Below are 18,778 nucleotides of genomic sequence, written 5' to 3' on the forward strand. Positions count from 1 at the left end.
ACAGGTTTGGCTGGATGAGCGCCAATCCGCCCAGTAATGGTCATCTGCCCGTCCGGCTATCTATTCACATGACGCTTGCGGCTGGCTGTTTATTCTCCAGGGGAGAAAGGCGTTCGACTTTTGCCTGTGTTTGTCTAAAGTCGCCTCGATTGCATCCGGAAACTRCCGATGACCCTTCGCCTTGCCACCTTCAATATCGAAAACCTGATGAGCCGGTTCGATTTCTCCGGCTTTCGCAACCACCTGAAGCGGGATCGCGTTCTCGGGCTGTTCGACGTCAGGAGCGAGGCGGAATACCAGCGGCTGGAGGAAGCCCGCACGATCGCCAACACCGATGATACAAGGCAGATGTCGGCGTTGGCCATTGCCGATTGCGACGCCGATATCCTTTGCCTGCAGGAAGCCGACAACATGGCGGCGCTGCAAGCCTTTGAATACGGCTATCTCTTCCGCATGGTCGGCAACGGCTATAGGCAGAAATATCTGATCGAGGGCAATGACAGCCGTGGCATCGACGTTGCCGTTCTGGTGCGCGAGGAAACCCGCGACGGCCAGAAGATCGAGTGCATCGACGTCAAATCCCATGCCGGCGTTACCTATGCCGATTTCAATCTGTTCAACGATGCATTGGGTGCAACCAATGTGCCGGGCGACCGCATTTTCAAACGGGATTGCCTGGAGCTCGATTTCCGCATCGGCGGGCGGCCGTTCACGCTGTTCGTCGTGCATTTCAAGTCGATGGGCCCGGCGCGCGAAGGGTTGGACGGACGCACGGCGACGATGCCGGTGCGAGCCGCGGAAGCCGCGGCCGTCCGCCGTATCGTCGAGAACCGCTTCGGGGCAGGCAATCTGGACGGCAAGATGTTCGCCATCTGCGGTGACATGAACGATTATCAGGAGCGCGTCGATGTGCTCGGCGACCGGCGCAACGGCTACAGTTTCGTGCCCCGGCAGGAAGCGGCAAGCGCGCTGGATGTGCTCAGCCATGACGGTTTTGTCGAGAACGTCATGCGACGGCGGCCGGAACTCGACCGCTGGACATTGTTCCACAGCCGTGGACCGGAGGAGCGGCACCTTTGCCAGCTTGACTATATCTGGCTGTCGCAGGCCTTGGCCAAGCGCAATCCGGCAAGCGTGCCGGAGATTATCCGCGGTGGCCAGCCCTATCGGACGATCTTCCCGACGGGGCAGGAGGTCGAGCGCTATCCGAGAACCGGCTGGGATCGTCCCAAGGCTTCCGATCATTGCCCGGTCGTCATCTCGCTGAATGTATGAAACGTCCAAGGCAGCATCCATGTCGCAACTCATCAGTACGACCTCCGAATGGCCCGTCGAACGTGTGATTTTCCCCGTCAGCCGCATTGATGTCAGGGTGGCCGATGAGCCGCATCCCTATTCACACAGCCATAGGACCGAGATCGCCGCCAACTGGGAGCGGGAGATTGCCGCGAATCCTGCCCTCTATGACGGCCGCATGCTTTTGATGCGCGCGCTTGAGATGCGGGACGGCGCGATTTCGGGTGAATGTCACGCCGTGCCATTTTCTGCGTTTCTGCTGTGGCGCAAGACCCGGCCCGCCGGCTTGGCCATCCATCTGTTCGGCCTGCCGGTCATCGTTTCCTCCGATGGTGCCGTGATTGCCATTCGCATGGCCCAGCACACGGCCAATCCGGGGCGCGTCTATTGTGCTGCAGGTTCGATGGACCCTGAGGATATCCTCGACGGACATTGCGATCTCGAAGGCAACATGGCGCGCGAAGTGCTGGAGGAAACCGGGCTGTCGCTGTCGGAGGCGAGGACCGTGTCCGGGTACCATGGCTTGCACGATCAGGGCGCCGTCACGATTTTTCGCGCCTACCATTTTGCCGATACCGCCGCGGAGCTGATCGAACGAATCGCTGCCCATATCGTTGTTGATCCCGAACCGGAAATCGACGCCGCCATTGCCATTCGCACCGCCGACCCCGGGCAGTACCCCTATCCGCCTTTCATGCCGCCAATCCTGGAATGGGTCTTCAATAGGATAAGGTGACGTTTTTGCGCTTGCCGCGGGCTATCCGCCATGCAAGGTCTGATGGCGGAAAACAGCAAAGGGAGACCCTGGTGGCGCGGCGCTATGCAATCTACGACGTTTTCACCGCCAACAGGCTGGAGGGAAATCCGCTCGCCGTTGTCTTCGATGGCGAGGGCCTGAGCGACGCAGCGATGCAGGCGATCGCCGGCGAGCTCAACCTGTCGGAAACGGTGTTCCTCCTAAAGCCTGAAAAAACCGGGCATGCGGCAAGGTTGCGTATTTTCACCCCCGGCTATGAATTGCCCTTCGCGGGTCATCCGACGGTGGGGGCTGCGATCGCGCTGGCCGAGGATGGGCGTGATTCCGAAGGTAAGGACTATGATCTGGTCCAGATGCTTGAGGAAAATGTCGGTCCGGTGCGCTGTGCCGTGCGCGGCAGATCAGGGGAGGCAACCTTCGCCGAATTCGACGTGCCGCGCAAATCGATGCGGCTTGATGCCAAATTCGAAAAGCAGGCGATTGCCGACGCGTTCGGCCTGAAGGCGACGCAGATCGGTTTCGAAAACCATGTGCCTTCGTTCTGGAGCGCCGGGGTGCCCTTCGTGATGATCCCTGTTCACGATGTCAGTGCGGCAGGCGCCGTGGAGTTCGATGCCGCCCAGTGGGAACAGATCACTCCGATTGCCGAGGGGCGGCTCGCAGCTGCCTATATCTACTGCCGCGGCGGCGTCAATCACGTCGCCCGCTTCCATGCCCGCATGTTCGCCCCGGCGATGGGCATTGTCGAGGACCCGGCGACGGGCGCTGCGGTCGCGGCCTTTTCCGGCGCGATCCACTGTTTCGACCAGCTGATCGACGGACATCATCCGTTCCTGATCGAGCAGGGCGTGGAGATGGGGCGCCCGTCGCTGCTGCACCTTCACATCGACGTCGCCGGCGGCGAAATCAGCACGGCCCGGATCGGCGGGCAGGCGGTGAAGATTGCGGCCGGCGAACTTTATCTTTGAAAAACAGCCTCTAAACAGCCCACACAGATTTTTTTGAGAAATCCGAAAGAAAATCGCTCGGGGAACTAGACAAGCCCGCCGAACGCCATTATACGCCCCATCAGACCGCAGCAATGTGGTTCTGGAGACCGCAGCGAAGCGGTTCTGGCGGGTGATTAGCTCAGTTGGTAGAGCAGCTGACTCTTAATCAGCGGGTCGTAGGTTCGAACCCTACATCACCCACCATTCTTTCTTCACGATATCAATAGGTTGCGCTGACTTGATAAGTCAGCGGGCAAAACACAGGACCCCCTCGCGATCACATTAGATCACGCGGGGTAAGTATCTGTTTTCGTGTTCCTTTTTCATTCGCCGTCAACGCAATTGTGGATGACCGGATTCTTCCGACACCCGTCTGCCGACGCTAGATCGCCTTCGGTTCAAAACCGAGGAGTTGGGCGACGGCCGGAATCGAACGGCACTTCGTGAATACTCGTATTTCATGCTTTGCCGCGACAGGGGACCCGCATCGAGTTCGGCTTCAAGTATCCCCTAAAGGTGCGATCGCTATAAAGCGCCGCGCGGGCGATCTCCAACGTCCTCGGCATTTCGCTGCATTGTGGGAACAACAGAGACCGACTTCACGTTTTGAAATGAACGGTCACCGAAAATGAGTTCCCATTCTGTGCCAGTGCGGTCATGTCTGTGTGAAAGCTCGTATGAGCCATTGCTCGACGACACAAGGATCAAAGAGCCGACAGCATGGAAAATCCGGTTGCACTGAATCGTCTTTCCGAGAACACGGTCTTCCGCAAAGGCGATGTTTTCGTACTCTTCGGCGAACTGTTCGGCCGCGGATACGCCACCGGCTTGCTCGACGAAGCCAGGCGGGCTGGAATGGAGATCGTGGGGATCACCGTCGGGCGGCGCGACGAGAACAACGCGCTGCGGCAGCTCGACGCCGAGGAACTGTCTTCGGCGGAGGCCCGGCTGGGCGGCAGGATCATCAACATACCTCTTATGGCGGGTTTCGATCTCGATGCGCCCGCAGACGGCCCAACGCCCACCGATCTCCTGGCAAAGATGACGCTTGAGAGCTGGGAACGCGACAAGCTCGACTGGGACTATGTCAGGCAATGCCGCGACATCGCCACTGCGCGTTTTACCGAGTCACTTTCAAAGGTCATGGCCGTTCTCGACGGAATGATCGCCGCTGGCCGCAATGTTTTCTTCGCCCACACAATGGCCGGGGGCATCCCGAAGGCGAAGGTATTCTTGGTCGTTGCCAATCGCATCTACAAGGGGACCGGAAGCCGCCACATGTCGTCGCAGACCTTGCTCGACAGTGACATGGGAAAACTCATCCTGCAGAATTTTGACGACGTCTCCGCAAACACCTTTCGCCATCTCATTGATTTCAGCGCGGCGATCCGCGAGCGCGTGGAAGCTTCGGGCGGTCAAGTGCGATATACGGCCTACGGTTACCACGGATCGGCGGTCCTGATTGACGGAAGCTATCGTTGGCAGACCTACACCAACTACACCCAGGGTTATGCGAAGAGGCGGCTCGAAGGCATTGCAGAGGAAGCCTGGGCGACAGGGATCAAGGCAACTGTCTATAACTGTCCCGAAATCCGGACCAATTCGTCCGACGTGTTCACGGGTATCGAGCTGCCCCTGATACCGCTGCTGCTTGCGTTGAAGAAGGAAAACGGTGGTCAATGGGCAGACGAACAGTGGCAGGCCTGCCAGCAGCTTCTGGCAGACGGCTTAACCATGAAGGATGTGTTTCGGAAGATCACCGACATGCAGGCCAGCGAGGTCATGCGTCCGTTCTATGACTTTTCGGCATGGCCCATGGCAAATAGCCAGGCACAGGCCGATCTGACCATCGGCACGTCCAACGAGATCACCCAGATGCATCGGGATAGCAAGTTGATGATCAGCGACCTCCTGAGCGGTCTCGTTGTGAAGGCAACCGGGCAGCTGATTTTTGGCGAATCTTCAGAACCCTCCGGTCCCGTCCTGTGGCTCAACCACGATATCGTGGCGCGGCGCCTTAACGCTTCCCACCCGCATTCGACGTCTCCTCAGGGAACGGAATCCTCGCACCTTGAGATGGCGTGACGGCTTCCCAGCTTAGCTTGGAAGCTGGGTGTCTTGGCCATGAAGCGACGAATGTTGCGGCAGGAGTTTCGTTGCGGACGTAGCACCGTCAGCGACTACTTTGCTTGTTTCCTTCCAAGCTTTTCTTCAATGCCGCCATTATGTCGATGACATTGTCGACCCCTGAAGGCTTTTTGTTCGCTGCCTTCGCGGGTTTTTTCATCGTCTTCTTCTTCGTGGCTATGAGTTCGAGATATCGATCCTGAATGGGATCAGTGATCGGAGACCATTCCTTCGTCTGCTTCTTGATCAGTTGCTTCATCAAGGGAGCAAGCCCGCCCTCGGGCTTCGCCTTGATGCCTGAGAAGTATTCCTCCTCGGGCCTCACCTCATCACCGTAGCGAAGTGTCCACAGGACAATGCCCTCGTCGCGGGGTTCGAGCATGACCGCGCGCTCCCGGTGGCCGAATACCAGACGGGAAATCCCAACCACGTTTTCTGCCCGCATAGCGTCGCGGATCACGGCGAACGCGTCTTCTCCAACCTTGTCGTTCGGAACGAGGTAATGGGGCTTGTCAAGCCAAATCCATTCGATGGACTCGCGCGGCGTGAACATCTCGATTTCGATTGTCCGGACGCTATCGAGTGCCACCGCATCAAGCTCCTCCTCCTCGAGCATTATGTATTCGCCGTCGCCGCGCTCATATCCCTTCACCTGGTCTTCTGTGTTGACCTCCTTGCCTGTGACGTTATCGACGTAGCGAGACGCCACACGATTTCCGGTTGCCCGGTTCATCGTGTGGAAGCGCACCTTTTCGGTGTCGCTGGTGGCGGGTGACAAGGCCACGGCGCAGGTGACCAGCGAAAGTTTCAGATAGCCCTTCCAATGCGGCTTGATGGCGGCCATGGCTTAGCCCGCCTTCTTGCGCGCAGCCGGCCGGGGTGCCGGAACTGCCCGCTGCGCTGCTGCAGTGCGGGGTTTGGATGCGCGGGCTGATCCGAAGCCAGCGCTCATGCGCAGCGCTTCCATGAGGTTGCTCGAAGGCTCGGCTTTCGGCTGCTTCTTCACCTTGACAGCCCGACCTTCCATCTTCGCCTTCACGAGCTCGAGCAGAGCGGCGTCATAGCGATCATCGAACGTTCGCGGATCGAACAGCCCAGCCTTGGTCTTGATGATGTGCTTTGCCAGGTCGAGCATTTCGCCCTCGATCTTCAGCTTCGGTATTTCGGCAAAAGCCTCGTTTGCAGAGCGGACCTGATAGTCGAAGTTGAGAGTGGTCGCGATCAGTCCACCACCATGGGCGCGGATCAAAACCGTACGCAGCCGGCGAAAGAGCACGGCCTGGGCGAGCGCCCCGACATTGGATTCCTGCATTGCATCCCGGATCAAGACGAAGGTTTCTTCTCCGAGCCGATCAGGCAGGAGATAGTAAGGCTTGTCGAAGTAGAGATCGTCGATCTCGCCAAAGGGTACATAGGATTGGATGCGCAGCGTCTTGTCGCTTTGTGGAATCACCGCGGCGAGTTCATCCGGCTCGAACAGGACGTAGTGGCCGTCGTCGATTTCGAAGCCCTTGATCTGATCTTCGCGCTCCACAACCTTCCAAGTGTCGATATCGACATACTCCCGCTTTACGCGGTTGCCGGTTTCCCGATTGAGAGTGTTGAAGCTGACGCGCTCGGACGTCGAGGCGGCGCTATGCAGCGCCACCGGGCAACTGATCTCGGCAAACTTCAGGAAGCCCTTCCAAAGAGCACGTCCGAGCATGTTGATTTCTCCCGATGAACCCGGCTTCAACGTTGGGAGATTACGTTTGTTCCAGCTAATACGCGAATCAATTGTGGCTTTTGATCGACTGTCTATAGTAGGATGAACCTATCCACGAGTATTGCGTTAGAGGAGTCTGCTGCAGCAATCCCACGACAGGAGGGGAATGCCATGAACGCGAAACTCCACATCGACGGATCGTTTCAAGCCATGCGCCAGGCACTGGACGAGGCCAATCGCGAATTCGCGCGTACGGGCGCCGATCGTCACAGAGACGCCTTGCAGCACCTTGGTCGCATCATGATGAGCTCGATTGCCGAGATTATCGAGACTGACGGCGGCACGGACGGCTACCTCTACGGCCCGGACGGTATCGCCCAAGATATCGAGTCTTGCTACCACAAGCTGGTCCTGCAGGAGGAAGCTGATGAGCCCGACCTTACGCCGCGACAGTCCAGCCACGGGACGTTGAATCTCAGCCAACAGGGGATAGGGCGATGATTACGGGAACGGATCTGCTGCAGATTTCACTCGCTCGCGTGAACATGGATCGGACCGACCTTGAGGCGGCCGGCGTGATCGAGCGCGGCGAAGCGGGTGATAAAGCTTGGTCGAACTTCGGGCGGGATATGGACACCTTCATATTGAAGCTACCGGACTGGCGGCGCGCGGCATTGGCGACGGCGATCCAAGAACAAGCGAGCCGGCAAGGCCTCTCGAACTAGTCCTGAGTAATCGGCCGACCTTGCGTAACAGTCGCAAGTGCTTGCGTTGGCCGTTAGCGCCGCGCCGTTCACCTTACCAAATAACCCTAACGTTGGCTTTATCACACGCGACATGAAGGTTGTGGCAAGCTGCATGTGTCGGGCGAGGGGGCGTTCGGTGTATTTCAGTACGAAGGCATTTAGGCCCACGGTGGAAACAGCGTGGGCTGCCTCGCGTCCACGACGTGGGCATCGCAGGATCAAGCCGGACTCGCTGGTCATCCGTTCTAGGCAGAAATCGATCACCGTTCGGTCGAGTCGGACGTTTAGACGCTGGCCCCCACAAATCGCAGATGGCGATGACTCTTTTCACCTCGTTGGAACGTCGTTGTTGCGACCGTCGTCGGGCGGCCGGACTCGACCCAAATGAGGACTGAGAGATGGATCTGGAAGGAAAGCGAATGGTGGTTGTCGGCGGGAGCCGCGGCTTGGGGAGGGGGCTCGCCGAGGCATTTGTGGCTCGCGCGGCCGAAGTCACCGTGGTAGCCCGAAACGCGGCTGCCATGCAGGGGCCAGGCGAGCAACCGGCCGTCACCGCCATATCGGCTGATGCAACCGATGTCGATGCGGCATGGCGGATCATGGAGGAGACGCGACCCGATCTCGTCATCATGAATGCCGGTGCGGAACCGCCCATGGAACGGATCGACCGGATTGGCTGGGAGGCCTTCACGACCAACTGGAATGTGGACGTCAAGGCCGCGCTGCACTGGGTACAGGCCGCTCTGACGTTGCCGATGATGCCGGGCGGGCTTGTCGTCCTGGTTTCCAGCGGGGCCGCCGTGCAGGGGTCGCCGCTATCGGGCGGTTATGCGGGAGCCAAGCGCGCGCAGTGGTTCATTGCAAAATATGYCGAGAGCCTGTCGGCGGAACTCGGCCTGGGTCTGCGCTTCCGGGTCATCGTTCCCCGGCAGATGTTCGCCGGAACCGGTGTGGGCGATACCGGCATCGCGGCCTATGCCGCGGCGGCGGGTCGGACATTTGCCGAACAGGCCGCCACCTGGCCGGACATGACGCCGCAGGCTTTTGGCGATATGGTCGCTGACCTGATCGGCAGGACAGGCCTCGCCGAGGCCATGGTCTACGCAGTGCGTGGGGATACGGGTGTGACGGTCATCGAATGACAGAAGACGCTGCTCTCGAAGACGAAGAGAGGAAAACTCTGCTCGCAGCCCTGGCCAGGGAAGCGGACGCGCTTCGCCCCGAACTGCACCGCTATGCGGCTCGTCTGTTGGGGTCGGTGATCGATGGCGAGGATGTGATCCAGGACGCGTTTGCCAGGGTATTTGCGACGGCTGGCTCGATCCCGCCGGGCACGCCGCTGCGACCCTGGCTGTTTCGCATTGTCCACAATCGAGCCATAGATGCCCTGCGCCAGCGCAGTACGCGCCGATCGGAGCCTCTTGAGATGGCTTTCGATCTGGCCGATATCAGCGCCGTCGGTCCGGAGGACGCGCTGATCCGGCAGGACGCGGTGCGGGTCGCCCTGGGCCACTTTGCAGAATTGCCGGTGCCGCAACGCAGCGCGGTGATCCTCAAGGATGTGTTGGGAGAGTCACTTGCGGACATCGCAGCGCTGCTGGAACTGAGTGTCGATGCCGTCAAGGCCCATCTGTCGCGCGGTCGGACGAGATTGCGCGCCATCTCCGACGTGCGGTCCGAGGTTCCGCCACCGCCGAGTCCCGAGGTCCTGAACTTTGCAGCGCTCTTCAACGCCCGAGACTGGGACGCTTTGCGTCGCATGCTGGCGCAGGATGTTCGGCTTCGTCAGGCGCGCCGGCCGGAAATCTCTGACGCCGCCAATGTCGGTCGATTTTTCACCTTTTATGCCGAGTATCCACCGGTCAGGATCGAACCGGCTTGGCTGGAAGGCCGGGAAATATTGCTGGTATCAGCCGAACCGTCGGGCGGTCCTTCATATTTCATGCTGCTCGAATGGCTGGGGCAAAAGATAACGCTGATCCGCGACCATCGCTATGCGACCTATGTCATGGACGGTGCGGACGTTATGCTGGCCGCATCACGGTGACCGATATTGATTAGGACGCGCTTTCTCGAGGTCCAATTGCGGTCATTGGGGCCTTCAAACCGAAGTGAAGACGCCACCTTGCTTTGCGGTGGGCCGCTTTCCGCCCTGGTTCGGCCTCCCGGCCCGTTGCAAATGGCCCTCACGCGACTATTTTTGTATGCTTCGCCACCCTCCTGTCGGTGGCAGAGAAAAGCGCTCGGGAGCAAGTCATGTGCAGAAATATCAAGCCCCTGTTCAATTTTGATCCGCCAGCGACGAACGAGGAGATTCACGATGCAGCGCTTCAGTTCGTCCGCAAGGTGAGCGGAACAACCAAACCATCGAAACGCAATGAGGCTGCGTTCGAGCGTGCGGTTAACTCGGTCGCGGCATGCGCCCGCGAGCTGCTTGGAGCGCTGGAAACTTCTCAACCCCCTCGCGATCGCGAGGAAGTCGCCGCAAAGGCGCGCGCGAGAACAGCGGTCCGGTTCGCGTAAGGGGTCCTGTCACGGCCGCCGGCTCACCGAAGGGGGCAGGAAACTCAAAGCGGCCGTCGCTCAACCATATCGGCGCTTTGCGGCCTCTAGGTAAGAATGATTGTTGTCCCACTTCGACAAGACCGGCGTCGCCGTATGGAGATCACGCCGGTCAGACGCTTGTTGCGATTGACGGCCGACAGAGGGAGAACTTGAACCTCGCACATGTTGCGCACACCGTCATCAATATCCTCGTTCAAGCAATATTTGACATCTGCATCGCCGCCCAGGCCGTCGGCCAAGGCGTATTCGTGCTGCCGTTCAAAGGTAATGTAGCCGATCTCAGGCACCATCACGAATGGCTCAAATGTCTGGAACGCGGTCGCGGTCTGGTAGGCGGCGGTTGGCATATTGTCGCCAAAGTTTGTCTGCGTCGACCAGAGCGACTGACCGTCCCGCCGCAAATGGTCGCTCTTCGACTGCTTTGAGGCCACCATCAGGCCGGTTGCGGCCTGATGCTCCGGATTAACGGCCGGGAAGTGACCACTCTTCTTGATGTAGGAGGCCATGAGATAGGACATATCGTGTGTGCCGAGGGGGGCGCGGCTCACATATTGCACCCGAACGGCGCCCGTGCCACGGGGCTTCAGGTCCAGCATGTCGGCTGCCTTGCTGGAAACGTCGATGATGCGACCCCGATGAAACGGACCGCGATCGTTGACACGCACGATGAGCGAAGAACCGTTTTCAAGATTGGTCACTCGCACATAGCTGGGCAAGGGAAGGGTCGGATGCGCGGCGGAAAGGTGATCCGGGTCGTAAGTTTCGCCGTTTGCGGTCCTGCGCCCGCGAATCCTCGAGCCGTACCAGGAAGCGACCCCCTTCTTGTCGTAGTTCGGGTCTTCCTTCGGATAATAGCGCTTGCCTTTCACGACATAGGGCTTGCCGACCATATAGACGCCGCCGCCGTTGGGAACAGTCCTGCCGTGGGCCACCCGAGGGCTCGCCTTAACGCCGTGTACCCTTTCGAAAACATATCCTTTGCTGCGGTTTGTGTTCGGCGCTTGCGTGGTCGTACAGGCAGCACAACTGGCGCAAACCATCGTGATCGCCAGCCAACGCAAGGCTTTGACAGCCGTCCTTACATCAATAGCCATCCGTCCAACGCTAGCGACGGCCTTCCGTGCATCTGCGAGAGCCAGGCGGAATAGCAGTGGAGGCACGCGTCGATGCGTTGCTGCATTCTGGGGTCGGCCATTAATTCGCTCCTTTCATAATTGTAAAATCGGACCTGATACCAAAAGTTCCATTAGGACATGCGAACTTACACCGCCCTTCTGCTTCGGCCGGCGTTGGCAGCGCTATCGCGGAGGCCAACCCGCGACAGTGACAAGACTGCCACTTCGCCTCGACGCACGGAGCGGTTGCCGTGCAAATTGCCACGGCGCTTGGCTGGATCGTCGCAACTGGCGAAGAAAATCTTCACGATCGCCGCCACTCGAGGACCAGGCTGTGCAGAAATTCGTCGCCTCAGAGCGTGTCGATCAGTCCTCCGTCCACGCGCATGGAAGCCCCGGTCGTCGCGGATGCCAAAGGCGACGCCAGATAGGTTACGAGGTTGGCGATCTCCTCGACGCTTGCAGCTCGTTGGATGATCGAACTGCCACGATGCTTCTTGACGAAGTCCGCCGCGACCTCCTCGATCGACTTGCCCGTCTTCGCACGCTCTTCGGCAAGCATCGCTTCGACGCCTTCGGACAGTGTCGGGCCGGGGAGGACCGAGTTCACGGTAACGCCCGTACCAGCCATGCGCTTGGCGAGCCCGCGGGCAACCGCGATATCGGCGGTCTTGCTAACGCCGTAGTGAATCATCTCCACCGGAATGTTAAAGCCGGATTCCGACGCGATGAAGATGACGCGACCCCAGCCGACGTTCTGCATGCCGGGAAGGTAGGCACGTGAAAGCCTGACAGCCGACATGACGTTTACCTGCCAGTGGCGATCCCAGACCTCATCGTTCGCCTCGAAGAAGTCGAGCGGCTGGAAGATGCCCGCATTGTTGATCAGGATATCGACATGAGGAACCTTGGCGACGAGGGCGTCACACCCTTCGCCGGTGGCGACATCGGCTGCGACGGCGGCTACGGCGCCTCCGGCACCTTCACCTTTCAGGCGATCGGCGGCCTTGGCGGTCTTTTCTTGGGACCGTCCGTTGATCACCACGTCCGCGCCAGCCCACGCGAGCTGGCGGGCGATCGCGTAGCCGATGCCTTCGGTAGATCCAGTAATCAGAGCGGTCTTGCCTGCGAGGTCGATCTGCATCTGCTGCTCCTTTTGATGTTGGACAGAGAAGGTATGAACTAGCGGTCGGTCTCGCAACAGCCCAGCCGCCGATACCCGATCGAACCTCTGGAAGTCGATGGTCTGCTTCGCCATTGACCACGTCCGAAAAGCGCCAAAAGTGGTCATTGCGCACCCCCAAAAAATCTCTAATTTTCGATTTGTTTGGTGCCAGTCGGAACCCCTCGGGGTGCCGCCCCGATCGAACAAGCGCCAGCCTTGGATGAGGGAATCTAGTAATGCCGTACGAGGACGCTTACGGGCCGGTAGTGGATGTTCGCTCCTGGTTCGCTGTGCCAGAGCAAACCTGTGAACCTCCTGAATGGTCAAAGATGTTTGATGCCCTGTGCCATCAGGGCGATATCTATACTGCGTCCTATGCAGCCGTCCCGCATATTCTGGAGTACATTGCTAAGTCTGGGAGTGACTGGCAACCCTACGCTCTCATCGCATCCATCGAAGAAGCCCGCCTGCTCGGAAAGGCACCAGCGATTCCTGCTGAGCTAGAGGGAAATTACCACGACGCGATAACGACAGCCGTTAGCCTCGCCCTGCAAGCGTTTCCTCACGCTTCCGAACCCCTTCTAAGCAGGAGCATCATTGCATTGCTCTCGCTGGCTAAGGGGCAAATCTCTATAGCGACATTTTCCCTATTGGATGAGAGCGAGCAAGCAGACCTGTTGGCCATTTAAGATCGGGGAGTAACGACCAGAATACGCCCTCATAATGGTCATCGAGCCACCGGTCGCTGTTGCTGCAAAGCGGACGTGACGCAGTGACAACGCGGGTCGCAGTTGCGCCAAAAGCGGACGAAGCGTGACTGCCTCGCGGGCAATGCTGATAATCTCAAACAGTAAGGACGCCGCCCGGGCAGGGGCGGCGTCGCTTTTCTTTACCCGTCTATTGCGCGATTGGTTGGGTCGGCACCGCCTCATAGGGATTGCGTGGTGCGACTTCAACAGTGCGGGCTTTGCCTCCCGGCATGATCTCGAAGCGCAGATCGAAATCGACCATCGTTGAAGCGAGCTTGGCAAGCACGCTGATGTCGCCGTCCGCTTTGGCAGTTCTGTCGGCCAACTGGGCTTCGAGCTCACTCGGCTTCAGGTCACCAGATCACCTGTGCGCTCACCGAGTGGATCGAATTGTTGCCATAGCCTAGACGATTCCACTCGGCGCGCTCAGGCTGGGTCCGGCCCGCTGTGTCGGTGGCGCGCGCCCGCACGGCGAGCGGCCCCGTCTGCTCAAGTCGCGTGATGAGCTCCCACCATTGCCACGCAGAGGGCCGCCGTTCGCCAACGAGCCGCGCCTCGCGCCACGGGCCGTCATTTAGGCTTACCTCGACCTTGGAAATGCTCCCGGCGCCAGACCAGGCGACGCCACGAATCGCGGTTTCACCGCGCGGCAGGCTCTCCCCCTGATCGGGCGAAGCGATCAGCGCCCGCACATTCATGAGCGTCACCGGCGCACGCCCGTCGCGCCCATTCCGCACCCAGTGGTACCAGTACTTCTCCGTCTGATAGTGGGCCTCACAGGGCTCGTCGGTAACGATGATCTCGGTCAGCCACTTGACGGACGCTACCGCATACCAGCCAGGCACGATCAGCCGCAGCGGGTATCCGTGGGGCGACGACAGTGGCTCGCCGTTCATCTCGTAGGCGAGCAGCGCTCCTGTTTTTCGGATCTGGTCGAAGGTGAGGCCGCGTTCGAAACGGATCGGCGCATCATGACCCTCGAGGAGCCCGCCGTCCGCACCACGGAACATGAGCTGCGTCGCGCCGGATCGCATGCCTGCTCGTTCGATCACCTCTATCAGGGGAACGCCGGTCCATTCGGCGGTGCTGACGGCGCCCAAGCCCCAGGCCTCGCCGGGCACCTCCGGATCGAACAGGCTGCGGCCGTTGCCTGCGCATTCGAGGGTCACCACGAGGCTTTCGGCGTGAAGATTGTGAAGGTCCCTCATGCTCAGGCTCAGGGGCCTTTCGACCAACCCGCCGACCGAGAGTCGATAGCGCTCGCCATCGAGCCTCGGAATATCGAAGTGGTTACGCAGGTAGAATCGGCCGTTGGGCATGACTGCCCCGCCCGCGAGGTCAGGCACCGACGTCTCGCCGTTCAGCGGATAGGCGCGATGAACGACAAGTCCGGCCTCGACGGCGTCCTGGCAAGCGTCGGCCGGATCGAGCAACGCGGCCGAAACGTCCACCGGGGGCGCTTCGCAGCCACCACTTGCGACCACCCCGGCGCAGGTCGACGCCGCCATCACTTCGACCGCGCCGACTTGACGGAACGGCGTCAAGAACGCCTGGAGAACGGCCTCATCCGCCGCCTCGACGATGAAGAACAGCGAATGGGCACCGCGAACGACGGCCTCGCCCTTTATAACCACGCCATGGCGAGCGGCGTTCGGCCGGCTCAAATGGTTCAGCAGCATCGCGCCCTTGGCCGGATCGCGCGCGGGGCATGTTTCTGGCGAATGCTGATGGTGCACAATGAACAGAGGCATTGGTAATCTCCACTCCGTAGGGCTGTGCTACTCTACACCAGAGCTGGGCCGTGTCTCGCAAGTTGCACTTCATTCGCCCGATTCGTCGATGAATGGGTGACCGCAATTGGTCTACGACCCGCGGCACGCACTCGGCAACGCGCCGTCATTTCGGCCAGTCACACCACCTGCTGACGTTCCTGAAAGCCGTCTGTTCGCTTCGCCAGTGTGGTCACGTCCGGAACGCGCCGATATTGCTGAAAACTCCTGAGAAGTGGCGCTGGGGCGCATTCACCTGACGCTCATAGGAATGATGATCCGGCCCGCTGCAAATTTGGCGTCTTCCGACGGTTTGCCGCTGGGCCGATCTTCCGATAATGAACGTTCCAACCGTCATCGCACCGGAGGAACAGTCATGGAATATCGCCGCCTTGGAAAATCAGGCCTGCAGGTCAGCGAGTTTTCGTTCGGCTCCTGGGTCACGTTCGGCAAGCAGGTCGATGGTGGCGACGCCGTGAGCTTGATGGCGCATGCCTATGACAATGGCATCAATTTTTTCGACAATGCCGAAGGCTACGAGAGCGGCAATTCCGAGATCGTCATGGGCCAGGCGCTCAAGACCTTGGCCTGGAGCCGCGATAGTTTCATCGTGTCCAGCAAGGTGTTCTGGGGTGGCGAGAAACCGACGCAGCGAGGGCTGTCCCGCAAACATGTCACCGACGCGGCACATGCCGCTCTGAAACGTCTGCAGGTGGATTATCTCGATCTGTATTTCTGCCATCGCCCGGACATCGACACGCCGATAGAGGAGACGGTTCGCGCCATGCATGACCTCGTAGCCCAGGGGAAGGTCCTTTACTGGGGCACATCGGAATGGTCGGCCCAGCAGTTGACCGAGGCCTATGCCGTGGCGCGCGATCTCCGCATCACGCCGCCGACCATGGAGCAGCCGCAATACAATCTCTTCGAGCGCCAAAAGGTCGAGGCCGACTACCTTCCGCTTTACGACCTGATGGGCCTGGGGACGACGATCTGGTCGCCGCTGGCCTCGGGCATCCTGACCGGAAAATACAACAAGGACATGCCGAACGACAGCCGCCTGAATCTTCCCGGCTACGAATGGTTGAAGGAAAAATGGTCGAGCGAAGCTGGCCGTGCGCAGCTTGGCAAAGTCAGGGAATTGACGGCACTCGCGGATGAGATCGGCCTTTCGATGACCCATCTCGCACTGCTCTGGTGCCTTTCAAACCGCAACGTATCGACCGTCATCCTCGGTGCCTCGCGCAAGAGCCAGTTGGAAGACAACCTGGCTGCGCTGGATAACAAGGACAAACTGACGCCAGAGGTCCTGGCACGCATCGAAGAGATCGTTGGAAACAAGCCACCGGCTCCGCAACGGTTTTGAACCGGGAGCGCCTGGTGCGCCCATGAAAAAAGGCCGGGCAAAATTTGCACCGACCTTCCACGATCTGCCTCTACGACACCCGCCAGTGCATCCGTGGTCGGGGCGGAGACAAATTTCTCGCTGATCACAGTATTGGAGACCGTATGTGCTGATCTCAAGGCGTCGCCTCGCGTTTATGCTGACGCTACTCGACAAGCGGTACCCCGGTGAAGATAAGTTTTGCCATTGCTGTGCTATTGGAATGCTCCCTGGATAGGAACCAGCATGAACGACGACAACGTTGTAAAATTTCAGCGCCCGAAGCCGAAGAAGCAGCCACGAACAGTTTCTTCTGGACAGAGAAAGGCCCTGATCTGGTTCGCCGTGATAGCGGGCCTCCTATTGGTATGGGCTTACTATCAGTACGTTGCCGTACTGCCAGGCCAGTGATTCCTGTCTGAGGATCAAGCTACCCAGCGGCTATCGTCTGCCAAAAGTGCCTTGAGGTTTTCGTTTTCGCCAGGCTGTTATTCACCGGAACCGGATAGTGGTTTGAGCGAATTCTGCAACTGTCAGCCAACCGATTTGGATGGACGACCTATCCCCCCGCCAAATGTAACCTCTGACATCAGGCTGAATTCGTGGCCATGATGGGTGATCCTACGGTCGCGACAAGCCTGACGATATCTGCCTGCCGGGCGGTGTCTGTTTTGGCGAATATCCGGCTCAGATGAGTCTTCAGTGTGTTCTCACTGATATCAAGCACCGCGGCACATTGCGGCGCTGTCAGTCCCTTGCCGATCTGCAAGACCACGCGCGCCTCCGCCGGCGTCAGGTCGTAGAGCGTGATCAGGACGTCTTCGGGCGGCGGTGAGGCCGCCGTCGTTGTGGATATGAACACTGCGGCGCATGCCGGGCGAAAAGCCGCCCGCGCGGTTCCTTCGCTAAGCGGCAAGACGTACGCGACGGCAGGCGGCTGGCCCGGAGCAGAAATGGGCAAGCCGATGCCGCGCGACCCCAGCGACGTTTCGGCTCGCGCAGCAGCAGCAATGGCATCCAGCAGGGCACGCGCCACCACCGGCGTTTGCGCCTGCAGAACGCCATTTCGTATGCGAAGCGGCATTTGTGCCGCGAGTATGCGCTCGGCATGAGCATTGGCGTGGAGAACTGCACCGTCCGCGCCGGTGAGGATAACGGGCACGGCCAGACTGTCGAGCGCGCCTCGATAAAGCCCTGCTGTCACGCGGGTCTGATCGAGCAGATCACCGATTAGCGATGCCCGGCGCAGGTGCGGCGAGAGTAATGCCAGAAACCGCTGCTCCTCGGCGCTGATCGGCGGACGGTCCGCCCACGTCGTCGTGCTGAACAGGCCGATGCGATCCGGTGTGTGCACGAATTTCGTCGTGCAGCCTTCACGCAACCCTTGAGGCTTTGCCCATTCCTGAAAAAATGCCGAGCGCTCCAGTTCTGCCTCGCTGACCACAGACAGCGTTGTCAACGGCAGGTCGATATCGCCCATCACCGCCGCCTTGAGGCCGGGGATCTGATCAAGCTCGTAATCCTGAAGGGCGCGCATCTGCGCATGGTCCCAGGGGGAGTGGGCTGCGAACCTGCCACGGCTATCCGTGATTCTGGTCAGCGCGATCGTCGTGTAGGCCGCATCGATCGTCTGGGTGATGCGGGTCATGACCCCGCCCCAACCCTCGGGGCTCAAAGCACAATCGTAGATATCTCCGATAATCGAAGACAGTGTTTCGTCGTCCAGTCTTTTCATCCTGCCCCATCTCCACGCCCGCAATGCCCGTCATCACTGACGACAGTGTCAAGATCTTCTGGCGCATGCAAATGAACGTTTTCCAGAACAGTCAGAATAGGTCGATCGAACGTGGTCAAGCATCATACGGGCGGTTAACGGCAGGGAGTTCGTCGGGCTTTAAAAGCGCGGTCTCGAGGTTCGCCGTTGTCACCAATCTGATTGGCCAAGCTGATCCCGGTGACGCGGAAACCACCAGCCTGATAGACATGCTGGTGCATGTCCGCCACTACCCACAGCTTGATCTCGTTATACCCGTGGGTATGCCGCGTCGTCTCCAAGGCGATCAAAGCACGCTGGCCTTGGCCTTTTCCCCTTTGCTTCGGCAGGATGCAGAAATCGCAGATGAAGACAGAACGCTGCTTGTCGTCGCGACAGCGTCCTGCCAGCGCCAGTCTGCCGGTAAAAAATACGCTGTGATGCGCAGGATTCGCGAAAAGTCATGCTTTTGGGTGACGACACGCAAGGCCGGCAAGGTTTAACGAACCGGTCAAGTGACAACGGTTGAGACCATGAGCCACGATAACTCGATCGACTGCAAGTCTGACCAGCGGCGCACTAGCCGTCGATTTTCCTGTCCCTGTCATCGCATCTTTTGGAGATCCGCATGGGTGAGCATTATTCGGCCCGATTGCCG

The 18,778-nt window shown here is 59.6% G+C and carries 19 protein-coding genes and 1 tRNA gene; 13 read left to right on the top strand and 7 right to left on the bottom strand.

Features of this window, described 5'->3' with window-relative positions:
• The first annotated feature begins 168 nt into the window (after positions 1-168).
• The 5 genes from AC1D17_RS05875 to AC1D17_RS05895 all read left to right on the top strand — a co-directional run bounded on the left by AC1D17_RS05875 (position 169) and on the right by AC1D17_RS05895 (position 5,127).
• Positions 169-1,275: an endonuclease/exonuclease/phosphatase family protein gene (locus tag AC1D17_RS05875; RefSeq protein ID WP_477564475.1), complete on the top strand. Its 1,107-nt coding sequence runs from the start codon at positions 169-171 to the stop codon at positions 1,273-1,275.
• A 19-nt stretch (positions 1,276-1,294) separates the two neighbouring features.
• Entirely contained in the window at positions 1,295-2,032 is a 738-nt protein-coding gene (locus AC1D17_RS05880; protein WP_477564476.1) for an NUDIX hydrolase, read from the top strand.
• A gap of 71 nt (positions 2,033-2,103) precedes the next feature.
• The gene (locus tag AC1D17_RS05885) at positions 2,104-3,021 is read left to right on the top strand and encodes a PhzF family phenazine biosynthesis protein (protein WP_477564477.1); all 918 of its coding nucleotides are present in this window, start codon (positions 2,104-2,106) and stop codon (positions 3,019-3,021) included.
• A gap of 149 nt (positions 3,022-3,170) precedes the next feature.
• Positions 3,171-3,246, top strand: a tRNA-Lys gene (locus tag AC1D17_RS05890).
• A 516-nt stretch (positions 3,247-3,762) separates the two neighbouring features.
• A complete protein-coding gene (locus AC1D17_RS05895) occupies positions 3,763-5,127 on the top strand; it encodes an enoyl ACP reductase FabMG family protein (RefSeq protein WP_477564478.1) in 1,365 nt (454 codons plus the stop codon).
• Between the two features lie 88 nt (positions 5,128-5,215).
• Here the strand turns inward: AC1D17_RS05895 and ku (AC1D17_RS05900) are convergent, their stop codons facing one another.
• Together ku (AC1D17_RS05900) and ku (AC1D17_RS05905) are read right to left on the bottom strand one after the other, a co-directional pair.
• Positions 5,216-6,013: a non-homologous end joining protein Ku gene (gene ku, locus AC1D17_RS05900; RefSeq protein WP_477564479.1), complete on the bottom strand. Its 798-nt coding sequence runs from the start codon at positions 6,011-6,013 to the stop codon at positions 5,216-5,218.
• Between the two features lie 3 nt (positions 6,014-6,016).
• The gene (gene ku, locus AC1D17_RS05905; protein ID WP_477564480.1) at positions 6,017-6,874 is read right to left on the bottom strand and encodes a non-homologous end joining protein Ku; all 858 of its coding nucleotides are present in this window, start codon (positions 6,872-6,874) and stop codon (positions 6,017-6,019) included.
• A gap of 171 nt (positions 6,875-7,045) precedes the next feature.
• Here ku (AC1D17_RS05905) and AC1D17_RS05910 point away from each other — a divergent pair, with 171 nt between their 5' ends.
• The 5 genes from AC1D17_RS05910 to AC1D17_RS05930 all read left to right on the top strand — a co-directional run bounded on the left by AC1D17_RS05910 (position 7,046) and on the right by AC1D17_RS05930 (position 10,143).
• The gene (locus AC1D17_RS05910) at positions 7,046-7,375 is read left to right on the top strand and encodes a hypothetical protein (protein WP_477564481.1); all 330 of its coding nucleotides are present in this window, start codon (positions 7,046-7,048) and stop codon (positions 7,373-7,375) included.
• The gene (locus AC1D17_RS05915) at positions 7,372-7,599 is read left to right on the top strand and encodes a hypothetical protein (RefSeq protein WP_477564482.1); all 228 of its coding nucleotides are present in this window, start codon (positions 7,372-7,374) and stop codon (positions 7,597-7,599) included. Before AC1D17_RS05910 ends, AC1D17_RS05915 begins: the two co-directional genes overlap by 4 nt.
• A 419-nt stretch (positions 7,600-8,018) precedes the next feature.
• The gene (locus tag AC1D17_RS05920) at positions 8,019-8,762 is read left to right on the top strand and encodes an SDR family NAD(P)-dependent oxidoreductase (protein WP_477564483.1); all 744 of its coding nucleotides are present in this window, start codon (positions 8,019-8,021) and stop codon (positions 8,760-8,762) included.
• The gene (locus AC1D17_RS05925) at positions 8,759-9,667 is read left to right on the top strand and encodes an RNA polymerase sigma factor (RefSeq protein WP_477564484.1); all 909 of its coding nucleotides are present in this window, start codon (positions 8,759-8,761) and stop codon (positions 9,665-9,667) included. Before AC1D17_RS05920 ends, AC1D17_RS05925 begins: the two co-directional genes overlap by 4 nt.
• Positions 9,668-9,876: 209 nt before the next feature.
• Complete coding sequence (locus AC1D17_RS05930; protein WP_477564485.1) at positions 9,877-10,143, top strand: DUF2277 domain-containing protein; 267 nt, start codon at positions 9,877-9,879, stop codon at positions 10,141-10,143.
• Positions 10,144-10,229: 86 nt separating this feature from the next.
• Here AC1D17_RS05930 and AC1D17_RS05935 read toward each other — a convergent pair whose 3' ends face one another.
• Positions 10,230-11,279: a septal ring lytic transglycosylase RlpA family protein gene (locus AC1D17_RS05935; RefSeq protein WP_477564486.1), complete on the bottom strand. Its 1,050-nt coding sequence runs from the start codon at positions 11,277-11,279 to the stop codon at positions 10,230-10,232.
• Positions 11,280-11,652: 373 nt separating this feature from the next.
• Entirely contained in the window at positions 11,653-12,444 is a 792-nt protein-coding gene (locus AC1D17_RS05940; RefSeq protein WP_477564487.1) for an SDR family NAD(P)-dependent oxidoreductase, read from the bottom strand.
• 257 nt (positions 12,445-12,701) lie between these two features.
• Between AC1D17_RS05940 and AC1D17_RS05945 the strand changes: the two genes are divergently transcribed.
• Positions 12,702-13,154: a hypothetical protein gene (locus tag AC1D17_RS05945; RefSeq protein ID WP_477564488.1), complete on the top strand. Its 453-nt coding sequence runs from the start codon at positions 12,702-12,704 to the stop codon at positions 13,152-13,154.
• A gap of 208 nt (positions 13,155-13,362) precedes the next feature.
• Here the strand turns inward: AC1D17_RS05945 and AC1D17_RS05950 are convergent, their stop codons facing one another.
• Positions 13,363-13,539: a hypothetical protein gene (locus tag AC1D17_RS05950; protein ID WP_477564489.1), complete on the bottom strand. Its 177-nt coding sequence runs from the start codon at positions 13,537-13,539 to the stop codon at positions 13,363-13,365.
• A gap of 28 nt (positions 13,540-13,567) precedes the next feature.
• The gene (locus AC1D17_RS05955) at positions 13,568-14,965 is read right to left on the bottom strand and encodes a molybdopterin-dependent oxidoreductase (protein WP_477564490.1); all 1,398 of its coding nucleotides are present in this window, start codon (positions 14,963-14,965) and stop codon (positions 13,568-13,570) included.
• Between the two features lie 394 nt (positions 14,966-15,359).
• Between AC1D17_RS05955 and AC1D17_RS05960 the strand changes: the two genes are divergently transcribed.
• Positions 15,360-16,349 carry a potassium channel beta subunit family protein gene (locus AC1D17_RS05960; protein WP_477564491.1) on the top strand — a complete coding sequence of 330 codons (990 nt, stop codon included), beginning with the start codon at positions 15,360-15,362 and terminating at the stop codon, positions 16,347-16,349.
• 607 nt (positions 16,350-16,956) lie between these two features.
• Here the strand turns inward: AC1D17_RS05960 and AC1D17_RS05965 are convergent.
• Complete coding sequence (locus tag AC1D17_RS05965) at positions 16,957-18,102, bottom strand: helix-turn-helix transcriptional regulator (RefSeq protein WP_477564492.1); 1,146 nt, start codon at positions 18,100-18,102, stop codon at positions 16,957-16,959.
• Between the two features lie 71 nt (positions 18,103-18,173).
• On the opposite strand from AC1D17_RS05965, the gene AC1D17_RS05970 reads away from it, so the two are divergent.
• Positions 18,174-18,623: a hypothetical protein gene (locus AC1D17_RS05970; RefSeq protein WP_477564493.1), complete on the top strand. Its 450-nt coding sequence runs from the start codon at positions 18,174-18,176 to the stop codon at positions 18,621-18,623.
• Positions 18,624-18,778 lie beyond the last annotated feature (155 nt).

The sequence above is a fragment of the Pararhizobium sp. P1_E7 genome, assembly GCF_056405855.1.

What these genes read in the sequence shown, in the direction of transcription:
- AC1D17_RS05875 (WP_477564475.1), top strand. Translation starts at nt 169, where the DNA reads ATGACCCTTCGCCTTGCCACCTTCAATATCGAAAACCTGATGAGCCGG.
- AC1D17_RS05880 (WP_477564476.1), top strand. Translation starts at nt 1,295, where the DNA reads ATGTCGCAACTCATCAGTACGACCTCCGAATGGCCCGTCGAACGTGTG.
- AC1D17_RS05895 (WP_477564478.1), top strand. Translation starts at nt 3,763, where the DNA reads ATGGAAAATCCGGTTGCACTGAATCGTCTTTCCGAGAACACGGTCTTC.
- ku (WP_477564479.1), bottom strand. Translation starts at nt 6,013, where the DNA reads ATGGCCGCCATCAAGCCGCATTGGAAGGGCTATCTGAAACTTTCGCTG.
- ku (WP_477564480.1), bottom strand. Translation starts at nt 6,874, where the DNA reads ATGCTCGGACGTGCTCTTTGGAAGGGCTTCCTGAAGTTTGCCGAGATC.
- AC1D17_RS05910 (WP_477564481.1), top strand. Translation starts at nt 7,046, where the DNA reads ATGAACGCGAAACTCCACATCGACGGATCGTTTCAAGCCATGCGCCAG.
- AC1D17_RS05915 (WP_477564482.1), top strand. Translation starts at nt 7,372, where the DNA reads ATGATTACGGGAACGGATCTGCTGCAGATTTCACTCGCTCGCGTGAAC.
- AC1D17_RS05925 (WP_477564484.1), top strand. Translation starts at nt 8,759, where the DNA reads ATGACAGAAGACGCTGCTCTCGAAGACGAAGAGAGGAAAACTCTGCTC.
- AC1D17_RS05930 (WP_477564485.1), top strand. Translation starts at nt 9,877, where the DNA reads ATGTGCAGAAATATCAAGCCCCTGTTCAATTTTGATCCGCCAGCGACG.
- AC1D17_RS05935 (WP_477564486.1), bottom strand. Translation starts at nt 11,279, where the DNA reads ATGGCTATTGATGTAAGGACGGCTGTCAAAGCCTTGCGTTGGCTGGCG.
- AC1D17_RS05940 (WP_477564487.1), bottom strand. Translation starts at nt 12,444, where the DNA reads ATGCAGATCGACCTCGCAGGCAAGACCGCTCTGATTACTGGATCTACC.
- AC1D17_RS05945 (WP_477564488.1), top strand. Translation starts at nt 12,702, where the DNA reads ATGCCGTACGAGGACGCTTACGGGCCGGTAGTGGATGTTCGCTCCTGG.
- AC1D17_RS05955 (WP_477564490.1), bottom strand. Translation starts at nt 14,965, where the DNA reads ATGCCTCTGTTCATTGTGCACCATCAGCATTCGCCAGAAACATGCCCC.
- AC1D17_RS05960 (WP_477564491.1), top strand. Translation starts at nt 15,360, where the DNA reads ATGGAATATCGCCGCCTTGGAAAATCAGGCCTGCAGGTCAGCGAGTTT.
- AC1D17_RS05965 (WP_477564492.1), bottom strand. Translation starts at nt 18,102, where the DNA reads ATGAAAAGACTGGACGACGAAACACTGTCTTCGATTATCGGAGATATC.
- AC1D17_RS05970 (WP_477564493.1), top strand. Translation starts at nt 18,174, where the DNA reads ATGAACGTTTTCCAGAACAGTCAGAATAGGTCGATCGAACGTGGTCAA.